The sequence below is a fragment of the Aeromicrobium sp. 50.2.37 genome, from assembly GCF_024655735.1.
GTDB lineage: Bacteria > Actinomycetota > Actinomycetes > Propionibacteriales > Nocardioidaceae > Aeromicrobium.
This window is the reverse complement of sequence record NZ_JANLGG010000014.1, coordinates 1-16,514: the sequence shown is the minus strand read 5'-3', so window position 1 is coordinate 16,514 and position 16,514 is coordinate 1. Positions and strand designations below refer to the sequence as shown.

Below are 16,514 nucleotides of genomic sequence, written 5' to 3'. Positions count from 1 at the left end.
GAACGCGCGCCGCACACCCTCAGAGCAGCTCCTTCGCGAGCAGCTCGAGGGTCTCGTCACGCGCCGGCGAGGTGCGCGGGTCCGTGCCCAGGCGGGCCGACCCGACCGGGTGCAGCATGACCTCGTCGACGTCGAACCGCTCGGCGAGCTCGCGCACCTGCGCGGCGGCGCCGGCCGGGTCGCCGACGACCGATCGGGCGGACCCCGCGTCGACCATGGCCTGCTGCTGCGGCGGCAGGTCCGTGGCGAGCGCGGTCTCGACGAGGTCGAGTGCCGTCAGGGGCTGGCCGGTGCGCAGCCGAGCCATGTTCTGCAGGTTCGGCAGGGCCTGGGCGTGCGCCTCGGCCTCGGTGGCGGCGACCGAGGCGTTGACCGTGAGGAAGGTGGTGGGTCGGTCCGCCAGGTCCGACGGACGGAAGTTCGCGCGGTAGTGGGCGAGCGCCTCCTCCGTCCCGTGGCCGGAGAAGTGGTGGGCGAACACGTAGGGCAGACCCTTCGCGGCCGCGAGCTGCGCCGAGTACATGGACGAGCCCAGCAGCCACAGACGCGCCGTGGAGGCGGCGACGGGCGTGGCCTTGAGGACGTACTCGCGCTGCGGGATCGGCACGCGGACGCCGCGACCGTCCATCAGGGCGGCGACGTCGTCGAGGTACTGCGGGAAGTTCTCGACGTCGGTGTCGTCGCGCCCGGCGGCACCCCGCAGGGCCCACGACGTGACGGGATCCGATCCCGGGGCGCGGCCGATGCCCAGGTCGACGCGGCCCGGGTAGGCGGCCTCGAGCAGCGCGAACTGCTCGGCCACTGCGAGCGGCGCGTGGTTCGGCAGCATCACCCCGCCGGACCCGACCCGGATCCGGTCGGTGGCCGACGCGAGGATGCCGATCAGCACCGGAGGGCTGGTGGCGGCGACCGCGGCCATGTTGTGGTGCTCGGCCACCCAGTAGCGCTCGAACCCGAGCCGGTCGGCGGTCTGGGCGAGCTGCACGGAGGCCGCGACGGCGTCGGACGTCGTCTGGTCGGTGCGGACAGGGACGAGGTCGAGGACGGACAAGCGCATACGTGGGTCAACGCCGCAGGGGGCCGAAGACTTCCCTCGCCGGCCGGGGCCCCCGAGACGGGGCCCGGACGGGTCCTGCACGACGGAGCCTCAGACCACCTTCTTCAGCGTGCCGCTCGGGGTGAAGGTCACGGTCCGCTTCTTCGTGGCACCCGCCGAGGTCTTCGTGCAGTAGCCGAAGCTGGTCCCGAGCCGGCTGTGCGGCTGACCCATCGTCCTGAGGACGCTCTCGACGGACGAGCCCGTCCTCAGCCGCGTGACGACCGCGTCGCTCGGGCGGGCCGCGCGGTCGCGGCAGCCGTCGTTGGCGACGCCCTCGGCGCGCTCCCACGTCTGCAGGTACGCCTCGGCGCCCCGGGCCATGTCGTCGACGATGGCCTGCCCGCCCTGCTTGCGCAGGTCCTCGATCCAGTCGGGGTACAGCCCGTAGTGGGCCACGCCGTCGGCGTTGATGTCGTACACGCGGGTGCCGCTCACGTTCTTGTCGATCGTCACCCCGCCGAGACCCTTGAACGGGTACGTGACCTTGTCGGGGACGTCGGCGCCACGCGGGTCGCCCTGGGCACCGAGACCGTTGATGTCGGCGCCGAACCCGAACCCGAAGTAGTACCGCGGGTCGGCCCAGGCGAGGTGCTGGCGCCACTTCTCGACGAAGCCGTCGCTGTCGCCGGCGTAGGGGGTGACGACACCACCAGCCCGGTAGATGCGGGGGTAGGCGTCGGGGGTCGACCACGAGTGGCTCGACAGGACACCCGGGTAGTCGATCCGCTCGACCAGGTCGAGGGAGGACTTCCGTGCCGCGACGCTCATGTGGTCCGGGTCGAACAGCATCTTCTTCTCGGCCATCCGCAGGATCGTGTGGTCACCGAGCGACGTGAGGCCGCGCGCGTTGCAGTGCGGGCCCGAGGCGTACAGCGGGAGCTTGACCGGGATGTAGAGCTTCGCGATCGCGCCGAACAGCGCGTCCTGCTCGGGCACCAGGGTGGGCGCCGTGAGCTGGCTGCGGTCCTCGACCCCCTCCTGGCCGTTCTCGCACGTCCTCATGTCCCAGAAGGACCCGGTCTCCAGGAAGTTGGCGCCGTTGATGAGGGGCGCGATGCCACCGGTGTCGCCGGCCACGCCGGAGAGGGCGTTGTCGAACTTGTTGACCAGCTCCATCTGGCGCACGCCGAGGTCGTGGACCTCGTCGAGCTGACGGTCGATCTCCGCCTTCGTGCACTGCGGCTGGTCGAGCTTGGTGGAGCAGCCGAACAGCACGCTCGTCTCGATGCCCATGACGACCGCGAGCTTGCCCTCGTTGATCACCTTCCGCGCCTCGAACGGGTCGGTGACGATCCGGTACCAGCCCTTGCCGGGACCGCCGTACTGGGCGTCGACGTACCGCTCGAGGTTGCGCATCTGCTTCGCCTGCAGCCGGATGCTGTCCATGTCGTCGCAGGAGTTGCGCTTGAGCGGGTAGACGGTGCACAGCTGGTTGTTCTCGACCAGCAGGTTGACGAACAGGCGCTGCCCGCCGCGCCACGACCGCTCCATCCACTTGTAGTAGGTGCCCTCGTGGGTGAGCGAGTCGGGCCTGGGCCAGTCCTTGAACGTGGGCCAGCCGACGGGGTCGTGGAAGCCGACGGGCGTGCCGCCCTTGCTCATCAGGTTCTCCAGCAGGGCGCCCGCACCGTTGGCCAGCTGGTGGTCGAGGCAGTCGACGAGGGCGGCCTTGACGCCGTAGGGGCTCCACGGGCGGCCGCAGTGCACCTGCCCACCGAGGAACTCGAAGGCCATGCCGTGGGTGTGGGCGTCGAGGTAGCCGCGCACCTCCTGGAAGGGTGATGCACCACGGTGCGGCTCGCCCCTCACGTTCGTGGTGATCTCCGGCCAGGCCGCGCAGCCGGACGTGAGCCGGAGCGCGAACGGCGTCGAGGCCCGCTCGGTGAGCCGTCCGCGGCCGTCGGCACCGAGCACCTTCGCACCACGCGCGAACGTGAAGCCTCGCGCGGTGCGCTCGACCGTCCAGGTGGTCCTCGCCGAGGCGGTGGACGTGCGGCCGACCACCCCGAGCAGCCCGACCGAGAGGAAGCTCTCGTCCTTGGCGAACAGCAGGTAGCTGCCGAGGTCGGTGGCCTGGAAGTGGAAGGGCTCCGCGTCGGCGACGCTCGTCGCCGAGGTGGTCCAGCCGGCGCCCGATCGGCGCACCCACCGGCCGTCCGGACCCTGCAGCGCGTAGCAGCCGCCCGCCATGGCGTAGCGGTCGGTCGGGACCGACGCGCGCTTCGCCGGCGCGATCCCGGGGAGCAGCGTCGGGTCCTTCTCGGCCCGCTGAGCCTCCACCGCGGATCTGCCGGCGGCGGCCTGCGTGGCGCTGGTGGGATCGGCCGTCTCGGCCGAGTCCGGCGTCCGCGAGACGGCGTTCTTCGTGGCGGGATCGTTGTGCACGTGGTCGTGGCCGTCGTTCCCCGCGCCACCCTGGAGGACGGAGACCGCGGCGGCGTCGGCCCCGTCGAGGGCCGTGCCGTCGAGGGCGCGGTCGGCGGTCGTCGCGTCCCCGTGGAACTGCTCGGTCCAGGTCACGTAGGCGGGCAGCATCGCCGCGGTCAGCGACATGGTCACGACCACGACCGCGATGCCCCAGCCGTGCCGACGCCTGCGTGTCATGCCGGGTCCAACGACGAACTTACCCAAGAGTCACACCTCGATCCGGTACGACCGTACCGGTTCCTCCGCGGTGCGACCAGCCCCAGCCGGTCGTGCCGTCAGGCCACGTCGGCCGGCATCGACGAGGGGAACGTGCCGAGACGCTCGACCATGAAGCCGCCGGGATAGCTGCGGATGCGGTGCGACCGGCGCGGGTCGTAGGGCCGGCGGCGCGGCGGCAGCAGGCGCACGACCCTCCCCCGCAGGCGCAGGGACCGTCGAGCCAGACCCTGAACCCAGCGCGGGGGGTCCGGGTAGTCGAACGCGCGCCTCAGCGGCGCGTCGAGGAGCGCGACCGCGAAGACCCGCATGACGCGACGCAGCGGCCGGGGGTAGAAGTCGGCGAAGAGCGCCAGCGTCGAGTCGGCGACGGCCCGGCCTCCCTGGTCGAAGGCGAAGTGCCTGGACTCGTACTCGTCCATGTGCCGCTCGAAGCCGGCGAGGTCCTCGGGCATCCCGGTGATCCCCATGAGGCGTCCCAGCCGACGGTAGTACTGCACGGCCGCGACCTTCTCCGTCTCGGTCAGGGGGCGCCAGCCGAACTCCTCGATCCAGCGCACGGGAGCGACGACGAAGGTGCACAGCACGTAGAGCATGTCGTCGTTGGCGATGTCGTAGCTGCCGTGCATCTGGTTCATCCGACGGATCGCCGCACGCCCCTGCGGGTTCTCCAGACCGTCCTCGAGCACGGTCTCGAGCACGATCACCGTGTCGTCGTGCCGCTTCTGGGTGCGCTCGGTGAACTCCTCCGTGGCGCCGAGGAGTCGGCCGATGCTGGGGACGGCGTACGTGCGGAACAGCGCGAAGCTGAGCGCCTGCTGGATGTCCCACGGGAACTCGTGGTGTCCGGTGATGCGCGAGATGTCCTCGTAGTCGGTCGTCGGGTCGAGCGACTCGATGCGCTCGATCCAGTGGTCGCGGGGCAGCAGTCCGATCATGCGCATGAGTCCTCCGTCGAGTTGCGACCACGCTTGTTGGCGCGGCGCCAACAATGCCACCGCGTGGGTGCTCCGTCAACGGCCGAACACTCCGACGGGTTCGCGTGGCAGGCTTCGTCGCGTGACGACGACGCCCGAGGGACCACGCTGGCAACGGCTCGGCGCCGACCAGCGACGGTCGGAGATCCTCGCGGCGGCCACCACCGCCTTCGCGGCACGGCCCTACCCTGACGTGTCCCTCGCGGGCATCGCGCGCGACGCGGGCGTGGCGCGGGGACTCATCAACCACTACTTCGGCACCAAGCGCGACCTCTACCTCGAGGTGGTGCGCGAGGCCGCCACCGTGCCGTCGGTGGCCGTGGAGTCCCTGCCCGAAGGCACCGTGCACGAACGGATCGACGCCGCGGTGACCTGGTACGTCGACTCCCTCGAGGCGGCCGGCACCACGTGGATCGCCGCGGCCGACGCCCACGGCCTGGGCCGCGACCCCGCCCTGGAGCAGATCCTCGACGAGGCGGAGGGTGCCACCGTCGACCGCGTGCTCGAGGCAGTCGGTCTCACCCCTGGTGGGGCGTCCCAGGAGCTCCTGCGGGCCCTCGTCCGCACCTACGGAAACCTGGCGCGCTCGGCGGCGCGCGAGTGGCTCCTCCAGGGCACGCTCGACCGTGCGCAGGTGCACGTGCTGCTGCGCGCCACGCTGGTGACGATCGTCGACGAGGTCGTGCCGACCGTGCTCGACGCCTGAGCGGACCCGCTGCGTCGAGCCCGGCCGGACGCGGGCGCGCTCAGAGCACGTCGCGCAGGAACGCCGACGTGGCCTGCACCGCGTCGGCGGCCGACGGACTCACGCCCGGCAGGCTGATGAAGCCGTGCAGCGCCTCGGGGAACTCCTGGAGCACCACGTGGACGCCCTGCTCCCCCAGCTGGGCCGCGTACCGGCGACCGTTGTCGGCCAGCGGGTCGTGCCCGGCCACCAGCACGAGCGTCGACGGCAGCCCGGCGTGGGACGCGGCGCGGATGGGCGACGCGCGCCAGTCCAGCGTGCCGTACTGGTCGCCGAGGTAGCGCCGCACGAAGCCGCGCATGTTCGACGAGGTCAGCACCGGCGCGTCGGCGAACTCGTCCTCGCTCGGCCACCGGTCGTACGCCTCCACCCCGGGGTAGACCAGCACCTCGGCGCGCAGACGCGGCGCACCGGCGTCGCGGGCCATCAGCGCGACCGTCGCCGCCAGGCCGCCACCGGCGCTGTCGCCCATCACGGCCACCCGGTCGGGATCGACGTCGAGCTCCTCGGCGTGCTCGACGACCCACTGCAGCGCCGCCCACGCGTCGTCGACGCCGGCGGGGAACGGGTGCTCCGGAGCCAGCCGGTAGTCGAACGACAGCACCACGGCACCCGTCCGTGCCGCCACGCGGCTCGCGAACCACGCCGACTGCTCGGGGTTGCCCTGCACCCAGCCACCGCCGTGCAGGTTGAGCACCACCGGCGGCGCCGTCGTGGCGGACGGACCCCCGACGAGCCGGTGCTGCAGGAACCGGCGCGGACGGCCGTCGACGTCGACGTGGTGCTCGGTCGTGCGCACCGCAGGGTCGGCCGTGCCGAAGAGCCAGCGCCCGACGGGCGAGCGCTGGAGCCTCAGCCGCTGCTCACGCCGCGGCGCGAAGTCGTCGACCTCCTCGATCGGGGTCGACGACAGACGTTCGAGGACGCCGAACACGCGGGTCACCAGGGGCAGGCTCATGGGGCCACGCTACGGCGCGCTCAGCCCGACGCCCGGAGAGCCCAGCTCCGCAGCAGGTCGACGCGCTGCTGAAGCTGCTCGACGGTGGCCTGCGCGGCGGCCGGCCCGCCGGCCTGCGACCTGAGCTGGGCGTGGGTGACACCGTGGGGCTGACCGGTACGTCGGTGCCAGGCGCCGACCAGGCCGTTCAGCTCGCGTCGCAGCTCGCTGCGCTTCTCGTGGGCGACGTCGGCGGCGGTGCGCGACGCCGCTGCCCGCGGGGCCGAGGCGTGCTTGGAGCGCTTCGCCCGCAGCAGCTCGGCGACCTGGTCGGCCTCCAGCAGACCGGGGATGCCGAGGAAGTCAAGGTCGTCGTCGTCCAGGGAGTCCGAGACGGCACCGGCGTACTCGCCGCCGTCGAAGAGCACACGGTCGAAGTCGGCCTCGCTGCCGAGCGCCTGGTAGGTCCCCTGCTCCAGCTCGGCCGACGCCGACTCCCCTGCCTGGGCGCGGGCCAGCATCTCGGCCTCGGCCGCGAAGAGGTCACCCTCGTCCTTGACCGGACGGCCGACCACGTGGTCGCGCTCGGCCTCGAGGTCGGCGGCCAGACCGAGCAGACCGGCGACGCTCGGCAGGAAGATCGACGCCGTCTCGCCCCGGCGGCGTGCTCGCACGAAGCGTCCGACGGCTTGGGCGAAGTACAGGGGCGTGGCGACCGTGGTGGCGTACACGCCGACGGCCAGCCGGGGGATGTCGACGCCCTCGCTGACCATGCGCACCGCGACCAGCCACGGTGACATCGACGCCGAGAACTCGGCGATCCGGGCGCTGGCGCCCGTCTCGTCCGAGAGCACCACGGTGGGGACCTCGCCGGTGATGTCGGCCAGGAGCCTGGCGTACGCACGGGCCGAGTCCTGGTCCGACGCGATCACGAGCCCGCCGGCGTCGGCGATGTCGCGCCGGACCTCCATCAGCCGCCGGTGCGCGGCGCGCAGCACCGTGGGCATCCAGGAACCCTCCGGGTCGAGGGCGGTGCGCAGGGCCTGCGCGGTCGCGTCCTTCGTGAGCGGCTCGCCCAGCCGCGCGGCGACCTCGTCGCCGGCGCGGGTGCGCCAGTGCATCTGCCCCGAGTAGGCCATGAACAGCACCGGCCGGACCACGCCGTCACGGAGGGCACGCCCGTACCCGTAGGCGTAGTCGGCCACGCTCTGCTTCGTGCCGTCGTGCTGGGGGGCGTAGGTGACGAACGGGATGGGGTTGTCGTCGGAGCGGAACGGGGTCCCGGTGAGCGAGAGGCGCCGGGTGGCTCCCTCGCACGCCTCCTGCACCGCGTCGCCCCACGAGAGGGCGTCGGCGGCGTGGTGGACCTCGTCGAGGATGACGAGCGTCTTGCGGGCGTCGATGCGCACGCGGTGGCCGTTGGGGTTGACCGCGAGACCGGCGTAGGTGACGCAGTACCCGTCGAACCCCGGCGGCATGGCACCGGCGAGCGCCGGCTCGAGCCGGATGCCGAGACCCGACGCGGCCAGCGCCCACTGCGTCTTCAGGTGGTCGGTCGGGGTGACGACGACGATCCGCTCGACGACACCGCGGTGCATGAGGTCGGCCGCGATCGTGAGGGCGAACGTGGTCTTGCCGGCACCCGGCGTGGCGACCGTGAGGAAGTCGCGCGGTTGCGTGCGCGTGTAGAGGTCGAACGCGTCACGCTGCCAGGCCCGGAGGCGCTGGCTAGGCATCGGAGCCGGAGTCGCCTTCGCCGCCGGGCTGCATGCCGTCCCAGATCTCCTTGCACTCCGGGCACACCGGGAAGCGCTGCGGGTCCCGGCTGGGGGTCCAGACCTTGCCGCACAGCGCGATGCAGGGGGTCCCCATGACCATGGCCTCGGTCAGCGTGTCCTTCGGGACGTAGTGGCTGAAGCGCTCGTGGTCACCGTCCTCGAGACGCTCGTCGCCCCGCTGGTCGGTGCGCTCGTCTTGGACCGTCTGGGTGCCGCTGCCGAAGAATCCCACGCCGCCCATCGTAACGGCTCCGCCACGACGTCGAGGCCCCCCACGCGCCGGTGGCGGTGACTGCGGCCGACCCCGCAGGTCAGTTGCTGGAAGGGTCGTCCGGGAACGTGGCCCAGAAGCGGACGTCGTCGTCCTGGCGGCGCAGCACCTCGCGCCAGAGCGTCTCCGGCACGGGCGAGAGCAGGTCGTCGTCGCGCGCCTCGACCACGAGCCAGGATCCCTCGGCCGTCTCGTCCTCGAGCTGGCCCGGCCCCCAGCCCGCGTACCCGGCGAAGACCCGCAGCCCACGCAGGCTGCCCTCCTGGGGCAGCGGGCCATCGAGGTCGACCAGACCGACCCGACCCGCCATGGGTCGCCACCCCTGCGGAGGCGTGGGGCCGACGTCGGCCACGGCGCGCACGCCGACCGCCAACGCCGAGTCGGTGGCCACGGGGCCACCCTCGAACAGGCAGTCCGGGGCGTTCACGGCCCGCCCCCAGGCGGGGAGCACGTCCTCGACGTCGGCGTCCAGCGGATGGTTGAGGATCACGCCCAGAGCGCCGTCGTCGTCGTGGTCGAGCAGCAGCACGACGCTGCGCAGGAACGGACCCGACTCGATGGCCGGGGTGGCCACCAGCAGCTGACCGCGCAGCGAGTCCATGCCTCTATGATGCCCGCATGCCTGCGCCGGAGGACGGAACCGGGCCCGCCGACGTCGACGGGTCGCCGCTGACGGCCGCCTCCGAGGCGCCCGGACCCGACGAGGAGTACACCGTCGACGAGCTCGCGGCGCGCGCGAACATGACGGTCCGCAACGTGCGTGCCTACGCCGCGCGCGGGCTCATCGACCCGCCGCGCCTGGAGGGCCGCACCGGCTACTACCACCGCGGGCACCTGCAGCGTCTGCAGCTGGTGCGCGACCTGCTCGACCGCGGCTACACGCTGGCGGCCGTCGAGAAGGCGGTGCTCTCGAGCCCCGCGACGGCCACCGCCACGGCGCTCGACCTGCTGCACCTGCTCGACGAGCCGTGGAGCGACGTCGAGCCCGAGCTCATGAGCCGCGACGCGCTCGCCGCACTGGCCCACGTCGACCGCGACGACGCACTCATCGACGCGCTCGTGGAGTTCGGCCTCGCCGCGTGGGTCGAGGACGACCACGAGTCGGTGCGCCTGATCCAGCCGGCCATCGTGCGCAACGGCGCAGCCGCCGTGGCCCTCGGACTGCCGGCCAACGACATCATCGCGCTGTTCCCGCTGATGCAGCAGAACCTGCGCGCCATCGCTGACGCGTTCGTCTCGAACGCGGTCGCGGCGATCGCCCAGCCCTTCATCGACCACGGGCTTCCGGCCGACGAGGCGCCGGAGGTGCTGGGCGCCATCGAGAAGCTGCTGCCGGTCGCGAGCCAGGTGACCTACGCGATGTTCCGCCACGCGCTGGCGGAGGCGATCGACGCGGAGATCGGCACCCAGCTCGACGAGGTCGGCCTGCGCGGCCGCGAGCGTCGCACGCGTCACTGACCTCGTCCGTGACGGCGCCGTGCGGGGGAATCACCCCGCCCGCGCTGGAGGGAGGGAACGCGCGGGCGAGGTGACGTGCTGGGGCCTGCTCAGGCCGCGAGGGCGTTGCGCAGGCGGGTGATGAAGGCGCTGGTGCGGTTGTCCGACCCCCCGTGCAGCGGAGGCATCGACTCCACGCTGGGGTACTCGACCTGCTCACGGGCCTGCGAGACGAGGTGCTCGCCCTGGCCGACCAGGTCGGGGTGCCAGCTGGAGATGCCGGCCGAGACCGCGAGCAGCGCGCGTTCCTTGGCGAAGGCCTTGGCCAGCTCCGGCCGGTCGCGGTGGGCGTCGAGCAGCGCACGTACGCCGGGCATCTCGGCGGCGCAGGCCACCCAGGCCTCCACGGCCACGGTCGCCGGCGAGTCGCCCTCGAGGACCGTGCGGTCGAGCTCGCCGCTGAGGCGCTGGTACCAGGCCATCTGGACGTCGAAGAGCAGGGAGAGGTCGTCACCGAACGCGGCGCGCGCGTCGGGGACCGCGTCAAGCAGCTGGTCGGCGGTGTCGTGGCGTCGGCGATCGGCCAGGGCCAGGACCTCGCGGAGGGCGGACTTGCGACGGTTGTAGGCATCCCAGGTCATGGAGGTGCTCCTTTCGGGGGACCGTCGTGCGAGGGAACATACCCTCGGTACGTACTTTGAGTATGTTGTATCCGCGCAGGTCAGGCAATCCCAGCGGTTGTGAGGCTCACCACCCCCCGTGCGTAGGATGGAACGCATGAGCAGCCCCGCGAAGGTGCAGAAGAAGGTGCTCCGCGCCGCCCGGAGCACGACCCGCCGGACCGGCTACTCCTCGAGCACGAAGCGCGCGCTGCTCGACAACGCCACGCAGCTGTTCGCCGCCCACGGGTACGCCGGGACGTCGCTCGACGAGGTCGTCGCCGCGGCCCGCGTCACGAAGGGCGCGCTCTACCACCACTTCCCCAGCAAGCTCGCGCTCTTCGAGAGCGTCTTCGACCGGCTCCAGGAGTCGGCCACGCGCGCCATCGAGAAGCGCATCGACACCGTCGACGACCCCTGGGAGCGCGCCCAGATCGGGCTCGAGGGCTTCCTCGAGGTCTGCCGCGAGCCGCAGTTCCGCCGGATCTGCCTGCAGGAGGGCCCGGTCGCCCTGGGTCACGAGCGCTGGGTGGTCGCCGAGCGTGCCGCGTCGTTCGGCATCGTCAAGCGCACCGTCGATGCCCTCCTCGACGACCTCGGAGGCGCCGGCGAGCTGAGCGAGGCCTACGCCGCGATCTTCTTCGGTGCGATCCGGTCGAGCTCGGAGTACGTGGCCGACGCCGAGGACGCCGACCAGGCCGCGGCCGAGGTGCAGGCCTCCATCAGCGGGATCCTCGCGGGCATGCGGCTGCTGCCCTCGCTCGCCGATCCCCCGGCCTGAACCCCAGCCCACGGCCGAGTCCGTCGCCCCGCTGCCGAGCCCGTCTCCACGCTCCCCGAGCCCGTCTCCACGCTCCCCGAGCCTGTCGAGGGGCCAGGCCGGGCTCAGCCGACGTCGAGCGCGCCGTCGCCCTTGGGGACCAGCTCGATCCACGTCTTGCCGGGCGCGACCCGCACGGGCGTGCCGTCCTTCGCCTCGAACGTGATCGTGGAGTCGTTGGACTTCTTCGTCCACGTGGTCTCGAGGGCCCCGTCGGCCGTGAGCAGCACGGCGCGACCCGCCCCCTTCATCTTCGTCTCGGGCACGGGGTTGCCGGCCGGGTCGGTGTAGCCGGCGTCGCCGACGTCGGCGAACATGACGACAAGCGTGTCGGCCTTGAACTCCTTCGCGGCGTGCCCGTTGGTGCGCACCCAGGTGTCGCCGTCGCGCTTCCACTGCGTGGTCGAGAAGGGCGAGAAGCGCACCGACGCGGTGGAGGCGGGCGTGGGCTCCGGCGCGGCGGCGGCGGACGCCTCGGGCGCGGCTGACTCCTCGGCTCCCTCGGACCCCTTGACCGGGGTCCAGGAGAGGTAGGGGCCGGGGATCGGGGCGACCTTGGCCGCCTTGTCGAGACGCTGCAGGTCGATCAGCCGGTTGTACGGCCGCACCTTGGCCGGGTCGCTGCTGAAGCCGGCAGCGCCCTCGTCCTCGGAGAAGACGGTGATGCCGGCCTTCTTGACCTTGCGGATCGTCCCGGAGGCACCACCGGAGGCCACGATCTGGCCGGCCACGGGCGCGGCGATGCCGATGTCGGTGGCGCGCATGGAACGCACGTGCCCGACCTGGTCGGGCAGCTCGGAGTAGTAGAGGGCCGCGAGACGCGTGAGTCCACCCTCGACGAGCTCCTCGACGACCAGGTCGGCCTTGTCCAGCGCCACCTGGGGCGCACCGTTGGCGGTGTTCTCGATCTTCACGACGAAGACCGGGTTGTCCGGCGGCCCGTCCGGCAGGGCCTCGCCGGTCACCGGCGAGACCTGGACGAGCTTCGCCCCGGCACCCTTCGACGCCTCGGGCTCCGCCTTGGGCTCGGAGTCGGAGGAGCAGGCGGCGAGCACGAGGCTCGCGGCGAGGGCAGGGACCAGCACGGCGACACGACGCGACAGCATGCCGTCAGCATGCCGCACGTCGAACCCCCGCCGCGGGACCGGGGCCGCACGACGCGCAGGTGTCGGCGGTGACTGCCACGATAGACTGGTGTCCGACCCGTCGAGCGCCCCTCCGCCGGGGACCGATCCCCTCAGCGCGGTCGCTCCTGCCACGCGGGAGTGGTTCGAGGGCGCGTTCTCCGCTCCCACGCCGGCGCAGACCGAGGCCTGGGCGGGCATCGCCGAGCGCAAGAACGTCCTCGTCGTGGCGCCCACGGGGTCGGGCAAGACCCTCGCGGCGTTCCTGTCCGCGATCGACCGGCTGCTGCACGAGCCGACGCCGGAGAAGGAGCGTCGGACCCGCGTCCTGTACATCTCGCCGCTCAAGGCGCTCGCGGTCGACGTCGAGCGCAACCTGCGCTCGCCCCTTGTCGGCATCACGCAGGTGGCGGCGCGCCGCGGCGACACGTTCTCCGACGTCCGCGTCGGCGTGCGCTCGGGCGACACGACGGCACGTGACCGCCGCTCGCTGGTCACCAGTCCCCCCGACATCCTCATCACCACCCCCGAGTCGCTCTTCCTCATGCTCACGTCGGCGGCGCGCGAGACCCTGCGCGGCGTCGACACGGTGATCATCGACGAGATCCACGCCGTGGCGGGCACCAAGCGCGGCGCCCACCTGGCCCTTTCGCTGGAGCGGCTCGACGACCTGCTCGACGAGCCGGCCCGGCGGGTCGGGCTCAGCGCCACGGTCCGCCCGCACGACGAGGTCGCCAGGTTCCTCGGCGGCCGAGCGCCGGTGCACGTCGTGGCGCCACCGTCACCGTCGCGCCTCGAGCTCGACGTGGTGGTGCCGCTCGACGACATGACCGAGCTGTCCCGGCCCCCGTCGGCCGACGCCGACGAGGTCGTGCGCGACGAGGGTTCGGGGGCTCGCTCGATCAGCGACCCCCTGCAGGACGACAACGGCGGCAGCATCTGGCCGTTCATCGAGCACGACGTGGTCGAACGCATCCTGTCGGTCCGCTCGACCATCGTGTTCTGCAACTCGCGCGGTCAGGCCGAGCGGCTCACCGCCCACCTCAACGAGCTGTGGTCCGACCGCGAGGCCAGGTCCGAGGCCTCCGGACGCAGCCGACTCCCGCCCGCCTCGGTCGGCGGGGTCAGCGGCACCACCTCGGGACGCGGCAGCGTCGATTCCCGCGACCCCGACGAGGTCGGCGCCCTGGCCCGTGCCCACCATGGCTCGGTCAGCAAGGAGCAACGCGCCCTGATCGAGGACGACCTCAAGTCGGGGCGCCTGCGGTGCGTCGTGGCCACGTCGAGCCTCGAGCTGGGCATCGACATGGGCGCCGTCGACCTCGTCGTGCAGATGTCCACGCCCCCGTCGGTGGCCAGCGGACTGCAGCGGGTCGGCCGCGCCGGCCACCAGGTGGGCGAGGTCTCCCGTGGCCTCGTCTACCCCACCACGCGGCACGACCTGGTCGGTGCCGCCGTCACGGCCGAGCGCATGCGCGAGGGCGCCATCGAGCGGCTGTCGGTGCCGGCCAACCCGCTCGACGTGCTGGCGCAGCAGACGGTCGCCGCGTGCGCGCTCGAGCCGCTCGAGGTCGAGGCCTGGTTCGACGTCGTCCGTCGCTCGGCCCCGTTCGCCGCGCTCCCCCGCTCGGCGTACGAGGCCACGCTCGACCTGCTCGCCGGTCGCTACCCCTCCGACCGCTTCGCCGAGCTGAGGCCTCGCGTCGTGTGGGACCGCGACGCCAGGACCATCACCGGCCGTCCCGGCGCCCAGCGCCTCGCCGTCACGAGCGGCGGGACCATCCCCGACCGCGGACTGTTCGCGGTGGTGCTGGCCGACGGCATCGACGAGGGACCGTCGAAGCGGGTCGGCGAGCTCGACGAGGAGATGGTCTACGAGTCGCGGGTCGGCGACGTGTTCGCGCTCGGCGCCACGAGCTGGCGCATCCAGGAGATCACCCACGACCGGGTGATCGTCACCCCGGCGTTCGGCGAGCCGGCTCGGCTCCCCTTCTGGCGTGGCGACGCCGCCGGGAGGCCGGCCGAGCTGGGCGAGGCCATCGGCGCCTTCGTGCGTCGGGTCTCCGAGGGCAGCGCGCCCGAGCACCTCGACGAGCGGGCCCGGTTCAACCTGATGGCCTTCCTCGACGAGCAGCGCGAGGCCATGCCCACGCTGCCCACCGACCGCACGCTCGTGGTCGAGCGCTTCCACGACGAGCTCGGCGACTGGCGGGTCGTGCTCCACTCTCCGTACGGCCGACGGGTGCACGCACCGTGGGCGCTCGTGGTCGCCGCGCGGGTGCTCGACCGCTACGGCGTCGACGGCTCGGTGGTCGCGACCGACGACGGCATCGTGGCGCGCATCCCCGACACCTCCTCCCCGTGGGCCCCCGACGGCCCCGGCGGGGGTTCCGGGCCGTGGGCGGACGACGGCACCGGCGACGGCAACGGCAACGAGGTCCCGGGAGCCGACCTCTTCGTCCTCGACGTCGACGACCTCGAGCGCGTGGTCACGGCCGAGGTGGGCGGCTCCGCGCTGTTCGCGTCACGGTTCCGCGAGTGCGCGGCGCGCGCCCTGCTGCTGCCTCGGCGCAACCCCGGCGCACGTGCGCCGCTCTGGCAGCAGCGCCAGCGCGCTGCCCAGCTGCTCGACGTCGCACGTGAGCACCCGGACTTCCCGATCCTGCTCGAGACCGCCCGCGAGTGCCTCCAGGACGTCTACGACCTGCCCGCCCTGACCACGCTCGCCGAGCGGGTCGCGCAGCAGGAGGTGCGCATCGTGGAGGTGGAGACCTCGACCGCCTCCCCGTTCGCCCGCACGCTGTTGTTCGGCTACGTGGCCACGTTCCTGTACGAGGGCGACACGCCCCTCGCGGAGCGGCGCGCCGCGGCGCTCTCCCTCGACCCCACGCTCCTGTCGGAGCTGCTCGGCCGCGCCGAGCTCCGCGAGCTCCTCGACCCCGAGGTGCTCGAGCGCACCGAGGCCGAGCTGCAGCGCCTCGCCGACGACCGCCGCCTCAAGGGCACCGAGGGTGCGGCCGACCTGCTCCGTCTGCTGGGGCCGCTCACCACGACCGAGGTCGACGACCGCCTGGTCGACGACGCCGTCCCCGCGCTCGAGGAGCTGCAGCACGCCCGTCGCGTCGTGGAGCTCCCGGTGGCGGGCGAGCCGCGCTGGGTGGTCGTCGAGGACGCCGGCCGTCTGCGCGACGCCCTGGGCGTGGTGGTGCCGCTCGGCATCCCCGACGCCCTCCTGCAGCAGGTGGCCGACCCGCTGGGTGACCTCGTCTCGCGGTACGCCCGCACCCACGGTCCGTTCACGGCCGAGGAGGTCGCCGCGCGGTTCGGGCTCGGCCGTGCCGTGGTCCTCGACGTCCTCACGCGGCTCACCCGCGAGGACCGGCTGGTGGAGGGCGAGTTCCGTCCCGGCGCGTCGGGCACCGAGCACGTCGACGTCGAGGTGCTGCGCCGCCTGCGAAGCCGGTCGCTCGCCGCTGCTCGCCAGCAGATCGAGCCGGTCGAGCCCCGCACGTTCGCCCGCTTTCTCCCGTCGTGGCAGGAGGTCGGTGGGTCGCTGCGCGGGCTCGACGGCGTGCTCACCGTCGTCGACCAGCTCGCCGGCGTGCCGCTGCCCGCGTCGGCCTGGGAGTCCCTCGTGCTCCCCAGCCGGGTGCGCGACTACTCCCCCGCCCAGCTCGACGAGCTGCTCGGGGCGGGTGAGGTCGTGTGGACCGGTGCCGGCACGCTCGCGGGGAGCGACGGCTGGGTGCAGCTCCACCCTGCCGACCTCGTGCTCCCGGCCCGCCGCGACCCGGTCGATCCCGACGCACTCGGCCTGCGTCTGCTGGAGCTCCTCGACGACGGAGGCGCCTACCTCTTCCGCCAGCTCACGCAGGCGCTGGCGACCGACGAGAAGCCCCCGGGTGACGACGCCGTCGTCGAGGCGCTGTGGCAGCTCGTCTGGTCCGGTCGGGTCGCGGGCGACTCCTACGCGCCGGTGCGTGCGCGCCTCGGCGGCCGCGGCGCGCACCGCTCGCGTGGCGGC

General features: G+C 72.9%; 13 protein-coding genes. 4 read left to right on the top strand and 9 right to left on the bottom strand.

Annotated features, from left to right (window positions below; translation table 11 throughout):
• Window positions 1-19: 19 nt before the first annotated feature.
• From NUV38_RS09010 to NUV38_RS09000, 3 genes are all read right to left on the bottom strand, one after another.
• On the bottom strand, window positions 20-1,057 hold the full coding sequence (locus NUV38_RS09010; RefSeq protein WP_257728807.1) for an LLM class flavin-dependent oxidoreductase: 1,038 nt from the start codon (window positions 1,055-1,057) through the stop codon (window positions 20-22).
• A 90-nt stretch (window positions 1,058-1,147) separates the two neighbouring features.
• Window positions 1,148-3,703: a hypothetical protein gene (locus tag NUV38_RS09005; RefSeq protein WP_257728806.1), complete on the bottom strand. Its 2,556-nt coding sequence runs from the start codon at window positions 3,701-3,703 to the stop codon at window positions 1,148-1,150.
• A 98-nt stretch (window positions 3,704-3,801) separates the two neighbouring features.
• Window positions 3,802-4,680, bottom strand: a complete 879-nt coding sequence (locus tag NUV38_RS09000; protein ID WP_257728805.1) for an oxygenase MpaB family protein — start codon at window positions 4,678-4,680, stop codon at window positions 3,802-3,804.
• Window positions 4,681-4,801: 121 nt separating this feature from the next.
• On the opposite strand from NUV38_RS09000, the gene NUV38_RS08995 reads away from it, so the two are divergent.
• A complete protein-coding gene (locus NUV38_RS08995) occupies window positions 4,802-5,425 on the top strand; it encodes a TetR/AcrR family transcriptional regulator (protein ID WP_257728804.1) in 624 nt (207 codons plus the stop codon).
• Window positions 5,426-5,465: 40 nt separating this feature from the next.
• On the opposite strand, the gene NUV38_RS08990 is transcribed toward NUV38_RS08995, so the two are convergent.
• The 4 genes from NUV38_RS08990 to NUV38_RS08975 all read right to left on the bottom strand — a co-directional run bounded on the left by NUV38_RS08990 (window position 5,466) and on the right by NUV38_RS08975 (window position 9,051).
• On the bottom strand, window positions 5,466-6,422 hold the full coding sequence (locus NUV38_RS08990; RefSeq protein ID WP_257728803.1) for an alpha/beta hydrolase: 957 nt from the start codon (window positions 6,420-6,422) through the stop codon (window positions 5,466-5,468).
• A 20-nt stretch (window positions 6,423-6,442) separates the two neighbouring features.
• A complete protein-coding gene (locus NUV38_RS08985; protein ID WP_257728802.1) occupies window positions 6,443-8,137 on the bottom strand; it encodes a DEAD/DEAH box helicase in 1,695 nt (564 codons plus the stop codon).
• Window positions 8,130-8,420 (bottom strand): DUF3039 domain-containing protein, encoded by a 291-nt coding sequence (locus tag NUV38_RS08980; protein WP_257728801.1) that lies wholly within the window; start codon window positions 8,418-8,420, stop codon window positions 8,130-8,132. Before NUV38_RS08980 ends, NUV38_RS08985 begins: the two co-directional genes overlap by 8 nt.
• Window positions 8,421-8,490: 70 nt before the next feature.
• Entirely contained in the window at window positions 8,491-9,051 is a 561-nt protein-coding gene (locus NUV38_RS08975; protein ID WP_257728800.1) for a YqgE/AlgH family protein, read from the bottom strand.
• A 17-nt stretch (window positions 9,052-9,068) separates the two neighbouring features.
• On the opposite strand from NUV38_RS08975, the gene NUV38_RS08970 reads away from it, so the two are divergent.
• The gene (locus NUV38_RS08970) at window positions 9,069-9,908 is read left to right on the top strand and encodes a MerR family transcriptional regulator (protein ID WP_257728799.1); all 840 of its coding nucleotides are present in this window, start codon (window positions 9,069-9,071) and stop codon (window positions 9,906-9,908) included.
• 89 nt (window positions 9,909-9,997) lie between these two features.
• On the opposite strand, the gene NUV38_RS08965 is transcribed toward NUV38_RS08970, so the two are convergent.
• The gene (locus NUV38_RS08965) at window positions 9,998-10,528 is read right to left on the bottom strand and encodes a hypothetical protein (protein ID WP_257728798.1); all 531 of its coding nucleotides are present in this window, start codon (window positions 10,526-10,528) and stop codon (window positions 9,998-10,000) included.
• Window positions 10,529-10,664: 136 nt separating this feature from the next.
• Between NUV38_RS08965 and NUV38_RS08960 the strand changes: the two genes are divergently transcribed.
• Window positions 10,665-11,327 carry a TetR/AcrR family transcriptional regulator gene (locus tag NUV38_RS08960; RefSeq protein WP_055968778.1) on the top strand — a complete coding sequence of 221 codons (663 nt, stop codon included), beginning with the start codon at window positions 10,665-10,667 and terminating at the stop codon, window positions 11,325-11,327.
• 104 nt (window positions 11,328-11,431) lie between these two features.
• Here NUV38_RS08960 and NUV38_RS08955 read toward each other — a convergent pair whose 3' ends face one another.
• Window positions 11,432-12,472 (bottom strand): DUF3048 domain-containing protein, encoded by a 1,041-nt coding sequence (locus NUV38_RS08955; protein ID WP_257728797.1) that lies wholly within the window; start codon window positions 12,470-12,472, stop codon window positions 11,432-11,434.
• A gap of 88 nt (window positions 12,473-12,560) precedes the next feature.
• Between NUV38_RS08955 and NUV38_RS08950 the strand changes: the two genes are divergently transcribed.
• Window positions 12,561-16,514: DEAD/DEAH box helicase (locus NUV38_RS08950; protein ID WP_257728796.1), on the top strand; the 3,954-nt coding region annotated here is incomplete at its 3' end.

What these genes read in the sequence shown, in the direction of transcription:
- NUV38_RS09010 (WP_257728807.1), bottom strand. Translation starts at nt 1,057, where the DNA reads ATGCGCTTGTCCGTCCTCGACCTCGTCCCTGTCCGCACCGACCAGACG.
- NUV38_RS09005 (WP_257728806.1), bottom strand. Translation starts at nt 3,703, where the DNA reads ATGACACGCAGGCGTCGGCACGGCTGGGGCATCGCGGTCGTGGTCGTG.
- NUV38_RS09000 (WP_257728805.1), bottom strand. Translation starts at nt 4,680, where the DNA reads ATGATCGGACTGCTGCCCCGCGACCACTGGATCGAGCGCATCGAGTCG.
- NUV38_RS08990 (WP_257728803.1), bottom strand. Translation starts at nt 6,422, where the DNA reads ATGAGCCTGCCCCTGGTGACCCGCGTGTTCGGCGTCCTCGAACGTCTG.
- NUV38_RS08985 (WP_257728802.1), bottom strand. Translation starts at nt 8,137, where the DNA reads ATGCCTAGCCAGCGCCTCCGGGCCTGGCAGCGTGACGCGTTCGACCTC.
- NUV38_RS08980 (WP_257728801.1), bottom strand. Translation starts at nt 8,420, where the DNA reads ATGGGCGGCGTGGGATTCTTCGGCAGCGGCACCCAGACGGTCCAAGAC.
- NUV38_RS08975 (WP_257728800.1), bottom strand. Translation starts at nt 9,051, where the DNA reads ATGGACTCGCTGCGCGGTCAGCTGCTGGTGGCCACCCCGGCCATCGAG.
- NUV38_RS08970 (WP_257728799.1), top strand. Translation starts at nt 9,069, where the DNA reads ATGCCTGCGCCGGAGGACGGAACCGGGCCCGCCGACGTCGACGGGTCG.
- NUV38_RS08965 (WP_257728798.1), bottom strand. Translation starts at nt 10,528, where the DNA reads ATGACCTGGGATGCCTACAACCGTCGCAAGTCCGCCCTCCGCGAGGTC.
- NUV38_RS08960 (WP_055968778.1), top strand. Translation starts at nt 10,665, where the DNA reads ATGAGCAGCCCCGCGAAGGTGCAGAAGAAGGTGCTCCGCGCCGCCCGG.
- NUV38_RS08955 (WP_257728797.1), bottom strand. Translation starts at nt 12,472, where the DNA reads ATGCTGTCGCGTCGTGTCGCCGTGCTGGTCCCTGCCCTCGCCGCGAGC.